At 73.1% G+C, this 13,884-nt stretch carries 13 protein-coding genes and 1 pseudogene; 11 read left to right on the forward strand and 3 right to left on the reverse strand.

Annotation, left to right across the window (positions count from 1 at the left end; all coding sequences use genetic code 11):
* Positions 1 to 517: 517 nt before the first annotated feature.
* The 4 genes from QOL99_RS09070 to QOL99_RS09085 all read left to right on the forward strand — a co-directional run bounded on the left by QOL99_RS09070 (position 518) and on the right by QOL99_RS09085 (position 4,477).
* The gene (locus tag QOL99_RS09070) at positions 518 to 2,701 is read left to right on the forward strand and encodes a HelD family protein (RefSeq protein ID WP_326522581.1); all 2,184 of its coding nucleotides are present in this window, start codon (positions 518 to 520) and stop codon (positions 2,699 to 2,701) included.
* Between the two features lie 99 nt (positions 2,702 to 2,800).
* On the forward strand, positions 2,801 to 3,139 hold the full coding sequence (locus QOL99_RS09075; RefSeq protein WP_285523165.1) for a cupin domain-containing protein: 339 nt from the start codon (positions 2,801 to 2,803) through the stop codon (positions 3,137 to 3,139).
* A 49-nt stretch (positions 3,140 to 3,188) separates the two neighbouring features.
* Positions 3,189 to 4,199 carry a ketol-acid reductoisomerase gene (gene ilvC / locus QOL99_RS09080; RefSeq protein ID WP_285523166.1) on the forward strand — a complete coding sequence of 337 codons (1,011 nt, stop codon included), beginning with the start codon at positions 3,189 to 3,191 and terminating at the stop codon, positions 4,197 to 4,199.
* 89 nt (positions 4,200 to 4,288) lie between these two features.
* On the forward strand, positions 4,289 to 4,477 hold the full coding sequence (locus tag QOL99_RS09085) for a hypothetical protein (RefSeq protein ID WP_285523168.1): 189 nt from the start codon (positions 4,289 to 4,291) through the stop codon (positions 4,475 to 4,477).
* Between the two features lie 189 nt (positions 4,478 to 4,666).
* Here QOL99_RS09085 and QOL99_RS09090 read toward each other — a convergent pair whose 3' ends face one another.
* Positions 4,667 to 7,195: an excinuclease ABC subunit UvrA gene (locus tag QOL99_RS09090; RefSeq protein ID WP_285523169.1), complete on the reverse strand. Its 2,529-nt coding sequence runs from the start codon at positions 7,193 to 7,195 to the stop codon at positions 4,667 to 4,669.
* A gap of 354 nt (positions 7,196 to 7,549) precedes the next feature.
* On the opposite strand from QOL99_RS09090, the gene QOL99_RS09095 reads away from it, so the two are divergent.
* From QOL99_RS09095 to QOL99_RS09125, 7 genes and pseudogenes are all read left to right on the forward strand, one after another.
* Positions 7,550 to 8,677, forward strand: a complete 1,128-nt coding sequence (locus QOL99_RS09095; protein WP_285523182.1) for a sensor histidine kinase — start codon at positions 7,550 to 7,552, stop codon at positions 8,675 to 8,677.
* Positions 8,670 to 9,299 (forward strand): response regulator transcription factor, encoded by a 630-nt coding sequence (locus tag QOL99_RS09100; RefSeq protein ID WP_285523170.1) that lies wholly within the window; start codon positions 8,670 to 8,672, stop codon positions 9,297 to 9,299. The genes QOL99_RS09095 and QOL99_RS09100 overlap by 8 nt, the downstream gene beginning before the upstream one ends.
* A 67-nt stretch (positions 9,300 to 9,366) precedes the next feature.
* Positions 9,367 to 9,678: pseudogene (locus QOL99_RS17810) on the forward strand (hypothetical protein); the annotation flags it as partial.
* Between the two features lie 73 nt (positions 9,679 to 9,751).
* Positions 9,752 to 10,156, forward strand: coding sequence for a GlcG/HbpS family heme-binding protein (locus QOL99_RS09110; RefSeq protein ID WP_285523173.1), 405 nt, complete (start codon positions 9,752 to 9,754; stop codon positions 10,154 to 10,156).
* On the forward strand, positions 10,153 to 10,854 hold the full coding sequence (locus QOL99_RS09115) for an ankyrin repeat domain-containing protein (RefSeq protein ID WP_285523175.1): 702 nt from the start codon (positions 10,153 to 10,155) through the stop codon (positions 10,852 to 10,854). Before QOL99_RS09110 ends, QOL99_RS09115 begins: the two co-directional genes overlap by 4 nt.
* A 130-nt stretch (positions 10,855 to 10,984) precedes the next feature.
* Positions 10,985 to 11,395 carry a hypothetical protein gene (locus tag QOL99_RS09120; protein ID WP_285523177.1) on the forward strand — a complete coding sequence of 137 codons (411 nt, stop codon included), beginning with the start codon at positions 10,985 to 10,987 and terminating at the stop codon, positions 11,393 to 11,395.
* Positions 11,392 to 12,111 (forward strand): gamma-glutamyl-gamma-aminobutyrate hydrolase family protein, encoded by a 720-nt coding sequence (locus tag QOL99_RS09125; protein ID WP_285523178.1) that lies wholly within the window; start codon positions 11,392 to 11,394, stop codon positions 12,109 to 12,111. The genes QOL99_RS09120 and QOL99_RS09125 overlap by 4 nt, the downstream gene beginning before the upstream one ends.
* On the opposite strand, the gene QOL99_RS09130 is transcribed toward QOL99_RS09125, so the two are convergent.
* Positions 12,108 to 13,643 carry a glycoside hydrolase family 3 N-terminal domain-containing protein gene (locus tag QOL99_RS09130; protein ID WP_285523179.1) on the reverse strand — a complete coding sequence of 512 codons (1,536 nt, stop codon included), beginning with the start codon at positions 13,641 to 13,643 and terminating at the stop codon, positions 12,108 to 12,110. The genes QOL99_RS09125 and QOL99_RS09130 overlap by 4 nt on opposite strands.
* Positions 13,644 to 13,645: 2 nt before the next feature.
* Positions 13,646 to 13,884: serine hydrolase (locus tag QOL99_RS09135; protein ID WP_285523180.1), on the reverse strand; the 239-nt coding region annotated here is incomplete at its 5' end.

Consider the following 13,884-nt stretch of genomic DNA (forward strand, 5'->3'; position numbering starts at 1 on the left):
CCCCAACTCCCTGAAACCCAGGATGAGCCTCTGTCAAATGCTCTAGAGCGTTTGTGAGCGGACTTTGCGGATTCTGGGAGCGAGAAAAGGCTTCTGGCTGATGGTCCGGTACTCTCAGCAGAACGGTTGTCCTGGAGATGGAGGCCATGCGCTGACCGGTCAGTCAACCAGGGTCAGGGAAAGCAGACCGTCCACAGACCTCCAGCCCCCGAGCCATTCAGCTCGTTACCGTGCTGGGGGAGATTTCTCACCATCGCCACAAGCCCTAAACGGGGTTGACAGAATCCCCAAAAAGGGGAAGACAGCTTTGTGACCGCTTACAGAAGACCCGCAGGAGTGGACTCCAGCCTGAGCGCCGACCGCCCACCGCAGCCGAAGCTTGCCCCTCGCCGCCCGGCCCCCACCGGTAGGATGTCGCCCGTATGCGACCGGTTCAGTTCATCCTGCGGCAGTCCCCCGCCGCCCACGGCCACGGCGCCGACCTCCCCACCGGCGGCGGGTGGGGGAGGGTGGGGCCGTGACGCGGGCCGCCGAGTCCCCCGTCCACCCGGACCTCCCGCTCGAACAGGACCACCTGACGGACACCGTGGCCGCCATGCTGCGCCAGATCGGGGTCTGGGAGGACCGGGGCCGCAATGTTGGCGCCGATCTGGAGACCAGCCTCACCCTCGCGGACACCGCTGAGGAACACGCCGCCATGCTGTCTGTGCATGTCCACCAGCCGTACTTCGGCAGCCTGAGGGTCCGCGTCGCCGGGCGCGAGCAGACCCTCTACGTCGGCAAGCACGCCTTCCGGGACCTCAAGGGGCCGCACTCGGTCGTCTCCTGGGAGGCGGACGTGGGCAGCCTCTTTTACAGCGACGCCCTGACCTGGGAGGCCCGGCGGGGACTCACCGGCACCATCCGCAGGCGCCGCCAGCTCGACGTGGCGGACAGGACCCTGCACCGCCTCACCGACCTGTACGACGACGAGGCAGGCGGGGACACGGGCGGGCGCGAGCAGGTGCTGGTGCGCCGTCTCTCGGAGGCCAGCACCACCGCGATGCGCGACGTGGTCGAGACCCTGCAGCCCGAGCAGAACGGGGCCATGCGCTCCCCGGCCGGGCAGCCAGTCGTGATTCAGGGCGCGGCGGGCAGCGGCAAGACGACCATCGGCTTCCACCGCCTCGCGTGGCTGGCGCACCCCGACCGGGGCGTGCATCAGGCCAGCCCCACGAACCTCCTCGTCCTGATGCCGAACGCGGTCCTGGCCCGCTACGCCGCCCGCGTCCTGCCCGGCCTGAACCTGCAGGGGGTGGCGGTGACCACCCCGGAAGCCTGGGCGCTCTCGTTCCTGGGCATCGAGAAGATGGAGGTCACCGACCGCACCCTCTCGCTGCTGCTCAACGACCACGACACGGGGCGCCGCAAGGCCGCGTGGCGCCGGGGCAAGGCCCTGGGGGACGCCCGGATGCTCGCGGTGGTGCAGCGCCACCTCGCGGGGAAAACTTTGGCCCAGGTGGAGCGGCTGAGCCTGAACACGGCGGCGGTGGTGCGGGGCGAGCGGCGGGCGCTGGTGCTGGACAGTCCCCGGCTGCGGGACCTCCTGTCGGACGTGCTCACCCGCTCACCGCTGGAGGGCTACCGCGCCGCGTTCCGGGCTGCCCTGGAAGAAGAAACGCTGAGCCGCCTCCGGGTGCCGGACGAGGAGATCACCCTGGTCTCCCGGCAGCTCGCCCAGGAACTGACCGGTCTGGTGGGCAAGACCTTCGCGGGCATGCTCCCGGTCAGCGAGGGCCGAAGGCTCCTGACCGACGAGGGGGCCCTCCGCGCCGCTGCCGAGGGTGTGCTCGACGAGCGGACGATCCGGATTCTCCTCTCGGACCCGCTTGCCGGGATTTCCAGGCCCCGGCGCTCCCACGTGGACGTGACCGAGTTGCCGGTGGTGCTCGCCGTCGCCGCCCTGCTCGACGGGCTGGGCAGGCGGGAAGGCCGCGTCCTGACGCCCTACGACCACATCGTGCTGGACGAGGGCCAGGATTACGCCCCGCTGCTCTACCGGCTGCTCGCCCGCGCCGCGAGGCCGGGGCACCTGACCGTGCTGGGCGATTCCTCGCAGGGGGTCGCGGGCTTCAAGGGCCCCGCGAACTGGGGGGAAGTGCAGGCCGCCCTGGGCGGGGTGGACCGGGTGACCGTCCGCACCCTGTCGCGCACCTACCGCTCGACCCGCCAGATCACCGAGCTGGGCGCCCGCATCGCCCGGACCTACAACCCGGACGCCAGCGTGATCGGCGTGGACCGGGAGGGGGCAGAGGTCGAGCGCCTCAGCGGAGGCTCCCTGGCGGTCCTCTCGGCGCGGGCGGTGGGGGGAATGCTCGCCGCCGGGCACCGGAACATCGCGCTGGTGACGCGGCGGGCCGCCGACGCCGAGCGATTGGCCGCCGACCTCCAGTTCGAGGACGTGGACGCCCGGCCCATCACGACCGAGCAGGCGAGGTACGAGGGCGGCGTGGTGGTGCTCCCCGTGAATCTGGCGAAAGGGCTGGAGTTCGACGGCTGCGTGGTGGTCGGGGCGGACGCGGGCACCTATGACCCGGCGGTGCCGTTCGAGAGCCGCCTGCTGTACGTGGCTGCCTCACGCGGGCTGCACGCGCTCGCGCTGGTGGCGCAGGGGACCCTGCACCCGCTGCTGGCGGGGGATGCTGACCCCGTGACGCCCTGACGGCGGCACCCCCCTCCACCTGCCCCCCATCTTGGCCGGGCCTTCATGACCGTTTCGGGTCTTTCGCCCGGGCCGGGGCGCCGGAATACTGGCCTCACCATGAGCGACACCACCGCGCAGAAGGTCGATTCCCGCCACTCGCCCAGGGGCCCCGACGGCCAGAAGTACCTCGCCAGCGGCAAGGCGCTCGCCATGCGGCTGTGGGAAGACCAGCAGCCCGGCGAGGACGACGGGTTCCACACCCGGCCCTACGAGACGGTCGGCTTCGTGATCTCGGGCCGCGCCGAGCTGCACGTCGAGGGCTCCCTGCTGCTGCTCGAGCCCGGCAACTCCTGGGTGGTCCCCGAGGGAGCGCGGCACCGCTACCAGATTCTCGAAGCTTTCACGGCCGTGGAGGCGACCCATCCCCCGGCGCAGGTTCACGGCCGGGACGGGTAACGCGCGCCGGGGACACTCCCCCGCGCCCCACTTGTAGGACAATCCCCCTGTGACCGCGACCCTGCATTTCGACCGCGACGTGGACCTCTCGCCCATCGAGGAGCGGCTCGTGGCCGTGATCGGCTACGGCAACCAGGCACACGCCCACGCCCAGAACCTGCGCGACAGCGGCCTGAACGTGGTCGTGGGTTTGCGGGAGGGATCGGCCAGCCGTGAGCGGGCAGAGCGGGCGGGCCTGCGCGTCCTGAGCATCGAGGACGCCACCCGTGAGGCCGACGTGGTCATGCTGCTGATTCCCGACGAGGCGCAGCCGGGGGTCTACGCCGGGTCGGTCGCGCCCCACCTCGCGCCGGGCAAGGCGCTCGCCTTCGGGCACGGCTTCAATGTCCATTTCGGGCGCATCGTGCCGCCCCCCGGCGTGGACGTGTTCCTGCTGGCCCCCAAGGGACCGGGGCGGATGCTGCGGCGGCTGTATCTGGGCGGCAGCGGGCTGGCGGGCCTCTTCGCGGTGGCGCAGGACGCGACCGGGAATGCGCGGGCGCTGGCCCTCGCCTACGCCCGCGCGGTCGGCTGCACGCGGGTCGGGGTGCTGGAAACCACCTTCCGGGAGGAGACGGAAACCGACCTCTTCGGGGAGCAGGCCGTGCTGTGCGGCGGCGTGCCCAGCTTGATCCAGGCGGGCTTCGAGACGCTGCTGGAGGCCGGGTACCAGCCCGAGGTCGCCTATTTCGAGACCGTCCACGAGGTCAAGCTGATCGTGGACCTGATCTACGAGAGGGGTCTGGCCGGGATGCGGGAGGCCATCTCCAACACTGCCGAGTTCGGCGGCTACGTGACCGGGGCGCGGGTGGTGACCCCGGAGACGAAGGCCACCATGCGGGCCGTGCTGGCCGACATCCAGGGCGGGCGCTTCGCCGGGCGCTTCACGGCAGACGCGGAGGCGGGCTTCCCCCTGATGCAGGAGCAGCGCCGCCAGAAGCGCGAGCACCCCATCGAGGGGGTAGGAGCCGACCTGCGGACGCGGCTGCCCTTCCTGCAGAAGCGGGAGCTGGAGGATTGACCACGCTTGACCCAGGGCCGTTCCGCCAGCCGGGACGCCCGGGGCGAAGGGACGTGGCGGCGGGGTGGTGTCCAGCCTACGTTCAGGGCATGAAGACGCCCTCCCTGCTGAAAAAATTCCGCTCTGGCCGTTTCCTGTCGGACCTGACCCGCCGCCCCCTGTCCTGGGAGCGGCGCGGTGAGGAGATCACCAGCCGCGCCCTGGTGGTGACCGAGGAAGAGATGCGGCTGCACCGCCGCCTGGGGGCACAGAGCCGCGCCGAGCGGTACGCGAACTGAGCAAACACGCCTCCTGAGACGGGTTCCGTCCAGGTCCTTTCCTTCCGGGACACCACCGGAAGGAAATCCATCTCCCGGAACCCGCCCTTTCTCCCTCTCGCCTCTGCTCGGACCCCCATCACTTCGTCGATGATTCCACCGGAGTCCGTATGAGGCCCCGGACCCTGAAAAGCCGGGGCCGCTCCCTCCTCAGCTCAGCCCCAGCGCCCGCGCCAGGTAGGGGGCCGTCCGGCTTCCCTCCGCCCGCGCCACCTCCTCCGGTGTGCCCTGGGCCACGACCTGCCCGCCCGCCTCGCCCGCGCCGGGGCCGATGTCGATCACCCAGTCGCTGACCGTGACCAGGCCCAGGTCGTGTTCGACCGCGATCACGGTGTGCCCGGCGTCCACCAGCCGCCCGAGCTGCCGGGTCAGCCGCTCCACGTCGGCGGGGTGCAGGCCGGTCGTGGGTTCGTCGAGGATGTACACGGCGTGGCCCCGCCCGGCCCGCTGCAACTCGGTCGCCAGCTTGATGCGCTGCGCCTCGCCGCCCGAGAGCTCCGTGGCGGGCTGCCCCAGCCGCAGGTAGCCCAGCCCCACCTCGCGCAGGGTGTCCAGCGCCCGGAAGACCGCCGCGTCGTCCCGGAAAAAGTCCCAGGCCGCGTCCACCGTCATGCCCAGCACGTCGGCGATGCTCTTGCCCCGCTCCTCGACCTCCAGGGTTTCCGCGTTGTAGCGCGTGCCGTGGCACACCGGGCAGGGCGCGTACACGCTGGGCAGGAACAGCAGTTCGACCATCACCCAGCCCTCGCCCTGGCAGTGCTCGCAGCGCCCGCCCTTCACATTGAAGGAAAAGCGGCCCGCCCCGTACTCCCGTTCCCGTGCCAGCGGTGTGGCGGCGAACAGCCTCCGGACCTGGTCGAAGAGACCCGTGTAGGTCGCCAGATTGCTGCGCGGCGTGCGTCCGATGGGCTTCTGGTCCACCCGGACGAGGCGCGAGACGGTGCCCACATCGCCGCCGAGCCGTGCGGTGGTCGGCGCGGGAGTGTCCCTGGCCTCCTCCTCCTCCTCCCCGTCCCCTTCCACCACACTCTGTCCCAGGTGGGCGGCCAGCGTCTCGACGAGAACCTGACTCACCAGCGTCGATTTGCCCGACCCCGACACGCCGGTCACGCCCGTCAGCACCCCCAGCGGAAAGCGCACGGACAGGTCCCGCAGGTTGTGGCGGGTCACACCCGTCAGCTCCAGCCAGCCCGACGGGGAGCGCGGGGCGCGGCGCTCGCGGGCTTCCTCCCGGTCCTCCCGGAAGAGGTAGCGGGCGGTCTGGGAGGCCGCAACTTCCCGCAGTCCCTCCGGCGGCCCGCTGTAGAGAATCTGGCCGCCCCCCTCGCCCGCGCCCGGCCCCACGTCGACCAGCCAGTCGGCCCGGCGCACCACGTCGAGGTCATGCTCGACCACAAACAGCGAGTTTCCGGCGGCCTTGAGCCCCGCCAGCGCCGCGAGCAGCGCCTCGGTGTCGGCGGGATGCAGCCCGGCCGAGGGCTCGTCCAGGACGTACACCACCCCGAAGAGATGCGAATAGAGCTGGGTGGCGAGCCGCAGCCGCTGAAGTTCCCCCGGCGACAGGGTGGGCGTGAAGCGTTCGAGGTGCAGGTAGCCCAGCCCCAGATTCAGCAGCACCTCCAGCCGCGCCACGAGGTCCCCGGCGAGGCGCTGCCGGGCGAGGACCTGCTCGGGGTGGGCCTCGGCCTTCGCGTCGGGGTCCTGTTCTCCCGCGTAGGGCCGCAGCAGTTCGGCCACCTGCGCCAGCGGCAGCCGCGAGAATTCAGTGATATCCAGGCCCGCGAACTGCACGGCCAGCGCCTCGGGCCGCAGCCGCTTGCCGTGGCAGACCGGGCACTCGGCGGCGATCATGTACGCCTGCACCCGCCGCCGCATGGCCGCGCTTCCCGTGTGGGTGAAGGTGTGCAGGACGTGCCGCCGGGCACTGGAAAAGGTGCCCATGTAGTCGGGCGGGTCGCCGCGCCTGACCGCCCGCCGTGTCTGCTCGGGGCTCAGCCCCGGATAGACCGGCACGACCGGCTGCTCCTCGGAGAAGAGAATCCACTCGCGCGTCTCCGGCGGCAGCTCGCGCCAGGGCACGTCCACGTCGATCCCCAGCGTGACGAGGATGTCGCGCTGGTTCTGCCCGCCCCACGCCTGCGGCCACGCGGCGACCGCCCGCTCGCGGATGGTCAGCGAGGGGTCGGGGACCATCGAGCCTTCGGTCACCTCGTACACCCGTCCCTGCCCGTGGCAGTTGGGACAGGCCCCCTCCGGCGTGTTCGGGGAAAAGCCCTCGGCGTAGACGACGCCCTGCCCCTCGGGGTAGTCCCCGGCCCGCGAGTAGAGCATCCGCACCAGATTCGACAGGGTGGTCACGCTGCCCACCGAGGAGCGGGTGCCCGGCGCTCCCCGCCCCTGCTGGAGGGCCACCGCCGGGGGCAGGCCCTCGATGGCGTCCACGTCGGGCGCCCCGACCTGATGAAAGAGGCGCCGGGCATAGGGCGACACCGATTCGAGGTAGCGCCGCTGCGCCTCGGCATACAGCGTCCCGAAGGCCAGCGAGGACTTGCCCGAGCCGGAGACGCCGGTAAACACCACCAGGGCGCCCCGGGGAATCTGCACCGACACGTCCCTCAGGTTGTGCTCCCGCGCCCCACGCACCTGCACGAACCCGGAATCCTGGTGCGAGAAGGTCATCGGCCCCAGTATGGGCACCCCGTCTCCAGGGCCCGGGCGAGTCCCAAGGTTGGCCCAATCCGGCCCCTGGCGGTGGACCCCTGCCGGACCCAGGGAACGGACCCACGGAAAAAGGAGAGAACCAGACAGGCTCTCTCCTCGGGGTGGGGCGGGCGACTGGGCTTGGACCAGTCTGGGACCGACAGGGACCCGCTCGCGCGTCCGTGTTGAGAAGGTGGACGCCTCCCTTCCAGAAGAGACCCGGCGGCTGCGCCCGCCCTTCGGCGGGAGCCTGCCCTGGCGGCGGGGGGCGGGGTCCGGCTGGTCGAGGGCCGCGAGCGTGCCCGCCGCGCGGCCCAGGCGGCCGAGCAGGCCCTGCAGGCCGAACGCGCCCGCGCCGAGGGCGCCTTTCACGCGGTGGGCGAGGCCCTGATCGTGACCGACGGCGCCCACCGGGTCCGACTCGCCAACCCGGCGGCCCGGTCCCTGCTGGGCGCCGCCCTGACCGAGGGCCGCGACCTGCGGGAGGTCACGCAGTTCCGGGCCACGCTTGACCGGGCACCCTTTGACCCCAGTGCTTTCTGGGGCCAGCCCGAGGCAGCGGCCCTGCCCGAGGGGGTCACGCTGGTCACGCCGGGGGGGGCGCGGTTGGTGGAGGGAGCGCTGGCGCCCGTGCTGGGGCCGGGCGCGGGCGCCGGGTGGGTGCTGGTGCTGCGTGACGTGGGGCCGCTGCGGGCACGGGTGGTCGCGGCGCTGGAGGAGGGGGAGCGCCGGGTGCGCGACCACGCCGAGACCCTGGCGCACGTGACCCGCCTCTCCACCCTGGGCGAGATGAGCGCGGGTCTCGCCCACGAACTCAACCAGCCCCTCACCGCCATCGTGAGCCACGGACAGGCGGCCCTGCGGCTGCTCGGGGACCCGGAGCGCGACGAGGCCCGCGTGCGCCGCTCGGTGGAGGCGACCGTGACCCAGGCCAAGCGGGCGGCGAGCGTGATCGTGCACCTGCGGACCCTGGTGCGGCGGGCGCCCACCCAGACCCGCCCGGTCGACGTGAATCAGGTGCTGGACAACGTCTCGGCGCTGATGGCCCACGAGGCCGAGCAGGCCGACGTGGACCTGCTGACGCGCTCCAGCCCCCGGCCCCTGACCGTGCCCGCCGACCCGGTGCATCTGGAACAGGTGCTGCTCAACCTCGTGCGCAACGCGGTGGAAGCGGCGCGGGGCAGCCCCGGCGCCGGGGTGGAGGTCGTCGCCCGCCGCGAGGGTCTCCACGCCCGGATCGAGGTGCGCGACACCGGTCCCGGTCTGGCCGACCCGGTGCGGGAGCGCCTGTTCACGCCCTTTACCACCACCAAGGCGGGCGGGCTGGGGCTGGGCCTGTCGCTGTCCCAGACGCTGATGCAGGGCATGGGCGGCGACCTGCGCGGAGAGAACGCTCCCGCCGGGGGCGCGGTCTTTACCGTGACGCTTCCCCTGGCCGTGGAGGTGGGGCCGCGTGCCTGAGTGCCCGCCCACCGAACCCACCATCTTTCTGGTCGACGACGACGACGCGGTGCGCGACGCCCTCGCCACCCTGCTGGGGACGGTGGGCTTGAGCGTGCGCGACTACGCGGACCCGCGCACCTTTCTCGCGCAGTTCGACCGCGAGGCCATCGGCTGCCTGATTCTCGACGTGCGGATGCCGCACGTGAGCGGCCTGCACCTTCAGGAGCAGCTCACGCGCGAGGGGGTGGACCTTCCGGTGATCGTGATGACCGGGCACGGCGACATCGACGTGTGCCGCCGCGCCTTCAAGGGGGGCGCGGTGGAGTTCCTGACCAAGCCGGTGGACGAGCTCGCGCTGCTGGAGGCCACGGGCCTGGGCATCCGCACCCACCTCGCACGGCGCACGCGGCTGGCCGCCACCCGGGAAGCCCGGGAAGCGGTGGCGGGGCTCTCGGCGCGGGAACTCGAGGTGCTGCGGCTGATGGTGGACGGGGCGAGCAACAAGCAGGCCGCCCGCACCCTGGGCATCTCGGCGAGGACGGTGGAGACGCACCGCGCGAGCATCTTCGGCAAGCTGGGCGTGGCTTCCCTGGCGCAGCTCGTGCGGGTGTACCTCACCAGTCTGGGGGAGGGTCCGTAGTTCTACGGAGGCCGCCCCGCACTCGCCCGAATGGTGCGCGGCCGGGCGCCCGCGCCAGAGTGGGGCCATGAACCGGACCCTGATCGCCGCGCTCGCCCTGAGCCTGCCCGCCGCCGCCCTCGCCCAGACCACCCCGGCCCAGACCACCCCGGCCCAGACCACCCTGGCCCAGACCGCGCCCGTGGCCCCTCAGCCCGCGCCCCAGCCGGTGCAGCTCGCCACCACGGCCACCGTGCCCCAGGCGAGCCTCAGCCTCGCGGCCGCCCTGCGCGTCGCCCAGCTCACCGTGCAGAACTGCGCCGGGCGGGGGTACAGCGTCGCGGCGACCGTCGTGGACCGGGCCGGGACCATCCTGGCCGTCGCCCGCGCCGAGACTGCCGGGCCGCACACGGTGGACGCGAGCTTCCGCAAGGCCTACACCAGCGCCTCGGCCCGNCGCCACCACGGCCACCGTGCCCCAGGCGAGCCTCAGCCTCGCGGCCGCCCTGCGCGTCGCCCAGCTCACCGTGCAGAACTGCGCCGGGCGGGGGTACAGCGTCGCGGCGACCGTCGTGGACCGGGCCGGGACCATCCTGGCCGTCGCCCGCGCCGAGACTGCCGGGCCGCACACGGTGGACGCGAGCTTCCGCAAGGCCTACACCAGCGCCTCGGCCCGCAACCTCACCTCCGCGATGGCCCAGAACCTGGCCAGCACCCCCACCCTGGCGGATATCCCCGGCTTCCTGATCCTGGCGGGCGGCGTGCCGGTGCGCGTGAACAACGTGGTGGTCGGCGCGGTGGGCGTGGGCGGCGCTCCCAGCGGTCTGACCGACGAGAGGTGCGCGGTCGACGCGCTCACCGCCGTGCTGGGCCGGTGAAACGCGCCCTGCTGGGCGCCCTGCTGCTGCTTCCCGTCGCGGAAGCGGGTGGGGCGGCCACCCCACTTCCGCAGGGCATGGGCCAGACCCACGTGGGACAGACGAACCTGAACGCGGCCCTGTGGGGCGCCGCCGAGCGGGGCGACGCCGCCCGTGTTCAGGACCTCCTGACGCGCGGCGCCTCACCGGACGCCCGGCGCCCGGACGGCCGCACCGCCCTGACCGCCGCTGCCCTGGGCAACCACATCGCGGTGGCCCGGCTGCTGATCACGGCGGGCGCCGACCCCGACCCGCAGGACGCGGACCGCAACAACGCCCTGCTCGTCAGCGGGGAGACGGGAAGCGTGGCCCTGCTGCGCGAGGTGCTGCGGGCGGGGCCGGACCTCACCCGCACCAACCGGTTCGGCGGCACGGCCCTGATTCCGGCGGCGGACCGGGGACATGCCGAGTACGTCCAGGAACTCCTGAAGACGGCCATCGACGTCGACCACGTCAACGCCCTGGGCTGGACCGCCCTGCTGGAGGCCGTCATCCTCGGGAACGGCGGCGCCCGCCACACCCGGATCGTGCGGCTGCTGCTCGCGGCGGGAGCTGATCCCAACCTCGCCGACCGGGACGGGGTGACGCCCCTCGCCCACGCGCAGCGGCGCGGCGACCGGGACATGGTGCGGCTGCTGCGGGCGGCGGGCGGGCGCTGATACAGATTTCAATGGAACAGTGACAAAAACTGTTCCATCCGAACGCATTGGACGGAAACCGTAGGACCCGCGCGGGGGTGGGACGCTCCCCTCCCTTCCCCGGCCGCCGCGCCGCGTAGTCTGGGAGGCGATGACTGCTGACCTCCGGACGGACCGCATGAGCACCTTCGCGCAGGCCCTGATGACCCGGATGGTGGAACACGGGGTGTCGGCCATCCGGCCGCAGGGTGGGGGCGGCGTGCTGGGCCTGACCGAGAACGGCGGGTTCGTCACCCGCGACCTCGCCTTCGAGTTCCTGGCCCCCGCCGACCACCGGGCCGCTGCCGGGGCGCTGGGGGTTCTCCCGGTGACGGCGGGAGACGGGCCGCGCGGCATGGCCGACGTGCAGGCTTTTGTCCGGGCTGCGGGAGAGGTCTACGACGCGCACGGGGTCCACAGCCTCGATCTCGGCCCCGGTGCCCTGCTGGGGTTCCGGCCGGGTCCCTCGGGCATGACCTTCGTGACGGGCGGGGTCGCGGTCACCCTGCGGCGGGAAGCGTGAGCGCCCGTCCCCGGCTGGGCCTCAGCACGTCGCAGCTGACCCAGGGGCTGGCCCACGACGTGAACGGGGTGCCGCGCCGCTACGCCGAGGCCGTCCGGGTGGCCGGGGGGCTCCCGCTGCTGCTGCCCAACCTGCCGGAACTGGCCGCCGACTACGCGGCGCAGGTCGACGCGGTGGTGCTCACGGGGGGCGTCGACCTGCACCCCCGCCACTACGGGCAATCGCCCCGGCGCGGGCTGGGCGAGGTCGACGAGGAGCGCGACGCCTTCGAGACCGCGCTCTACCGGGCCGCCCGCGAGCAGGGCACACCGGTGCTGGGCATCTGCCGGGGGATGCAGGTCCTGAACGTGCTGGAGGGCGGCACCCTGCACCAGCACCTGCCCGACGTGCCGGGTGTCTGGGCCGACCACGCGCAGGTGGCCCGTCCCCCGGCCCTGGGCCACGAGGTCTCGCTGAAGCCGGGCAGCCTGCTGGAGCGGGCGCACGGGGCGGCGGCGTGGGTGAATTCCCACCACCATCAGGCGGTCGACACGGTGGCCCCCGGCCTGACGGTGACCGCCACCGCCCCCGACGGGGTGGTCGAGGGCATCGAGGGCGACGGCCTGCTGGGCGTGCAGTGGCACCCGGAGATGCTGTTCGGCCGCCACCCGGACGCGCTGGCTCCCTTCCGCGCCTTTCTGGAGCTGCTGGGCGTGCGGCAGGGCCGCTCCGGCTAGGGACCCGTCAGCTTGGGGCTCTCCAGATCGGGGCCGGTCAGCTCGGGGCCGGTCAGTTCTGGGCTGGCCCGGCCCGTCGCCGCGACCTCGCCCGTCAGCCACCCCTCCAAGGCGTCCAGCGCCTCCGGGCGAACGCCGTAGGTCAGCAGCGCGGGCGCGTCCACGTCCAGCACCGCGTACGGATTCCACAGCGCGAGGTGCAGGTCGGGCGTCGCCCGCCGCCACGCGGGGTGCCGGTGCCGGGAGGTCGTGGCGAGCATCAGGACCCGCCCCGGCGTTCGCAGGGCCGCCCAGTCCAGCGCCTCCGGGTCGGCGGTGAGATGGGCCTCCACGTCGTAGAGGCGCGAGAGCCGCTGCGCGAGGTCGCGCCCGGTCACGCCCGCCTCCGTGACATTCTGGCCCGGCACGTCCCCTGGGACCACCAGCGTGACCGCCGAGCCGGGCGGCGGTGGCTGCGGACTGCGCCACGCCGTCAGCCCCCGCCCCCACGCCTCCCGGAAGAGGGTCCGGTCGGTGACCTGCTCCTGCGGCCCGTACCCGCCGGGCTGCGGGCGGCTGGGAAAGCGCCGGGCCAGCGCGTCCAGCCGGGCCAGTTTGCCGGGCACGTCCGGCACCCGGCCCTCCAGAATCGCCGCCTCCACCGCCCGCAGGGTGTCCTCCTGCGCCGAGCGGCGGCCCAGCGCCATCACCAGATCGGCCCCGGCCCGCAGCGCCCGCACCGCCGCCTCGCCGCGCCCGTAATGGTCGTCGATGGCCTTCATGCCCATCGAGTCGGTGACCACCACCCCCCGGTACCCCCACTCCTCCCGCAGCAGCCCGGTCAGCAGGGCGGGGGAGAGGGTCGCCGGGTGTTCGGGGTCCAGCGCGGGGTAGACGATGTGGGCGGTCATCACGGCGGGCACGTCGGCCTCCCCCAGGGCGCGGCGAAAGGGCACGAACTCCCCCGCCTCCAGCGCGGCGCGGGGCTTGTCCACCCGTGGCAGGGCGAGGTGGCTGTCGAGGTGGGTGTCGCCGTGCCCCGGAAAGTGCTTGACGCATCCGGCCACGCCCTCCAGCAGCGAGCCCTCCAGCCAGGCAAGGGCGAGGTCGGTTGCCCGTCCCGGCTCCGACCCGAAGGCCCGGTCCCCGATCACCGGATTGTGCGGGTTCACGTTCACGTCGAGCACCGGGGCGAAGTTCCAGTTGAGACCCAGGGCCGCCAGGGGCCGGGCGACCGCCGCTCCGACCGCCCGCGCCAGCGCCGGGTCGTCCGCCGCTCCCAGGCTCATCGCGCTGGGGGGAAAGGGCCAGAAGGGGGTGCGGTACACGCCGCCGCCCTCCTGGTCGATGGCGATCAGGGCCCCCTCGCCCAGCACCTCCCGCAGCTCCGCGACGAGGCGGGCGAACTGTTCTTCCGTCCCGATGTTCTTCCGGAAGAGGCACACCGCCCGGATGTGATGGCGGCGCAGGTGCTCGCGGGTGTCGGCGTCGAGGTCGGGACCGGGGAGGTCCACCATCAGCAGGGGTCCGGCGTGGGGGGCGTCGGGCAGCATGGTCACTCCTTTCCCGCGAGCAGCGTGTTGCCCACCGCCCGCCGCAGCGTCTGGATGTCGGGGGCAGCGTGGCGGCTGGGATGGACCCGGTGGGTCAGCAGCACCCAGGCCCGCCCCCGCGCGGGGTCCACCCACAGCCCGGTCCCGGTAAAGCCGGTGTGCCCGAAGGCGTGCGGGCTGCACAGGCTGCCCCCGCTCCAGCCGGGCTGCGCGGCCACGAAGGCGAGGGTGCGCCCTGGCG

Origin of the sequence: Deinococcus rhizophilus (genome assembly GCF_030271215.1) — a bacterium.
Taxonomy (GTDB): domain Bacteria; phylum Deinococcota; class Deinococci; order Deinococcales; family Deinococcaceae; genus Deinococcus; species Deinococcus rhizophilus.

Coding starts and splice junctions, on each gene's coding strand:
- QOL99_RS09090 (WP_285523169.1), bottom strand. CDS start 7,195: ATGACCTTCTCGCACCAGGATTCCGGGTTCGTGCAGGTGCGTGGGGCG.
- QOL99_RS09075 (WP_285523165.1), top strand. CDS start 2,801: ATGAGCGACACCACCGCGCAGAAGGTCGATTCCCGCCACTCGCCCAGG.
- QOL99_RS09085 (WP_285523168.1), top strand. CDS start 4,289: ATGAAGACGCCCTCCCTGCTGAAAAAATTCCGCTCTGGCCGTTTCCTG.
- QOL99_RS09130 (WP_285523179.1), bottom strand. CDS start 13,643: ATGCTGCCCGACGCCCCCCACGCCGGACCCCTGCTGATGGTGGACCTC.
- QOL99_RS09120 (WP_285523177.1), top strand. CDS start 10,985: ATGACTGCTGACCTCCGGACGGACCGCATGAGCACCTTCGCGCAGGCC.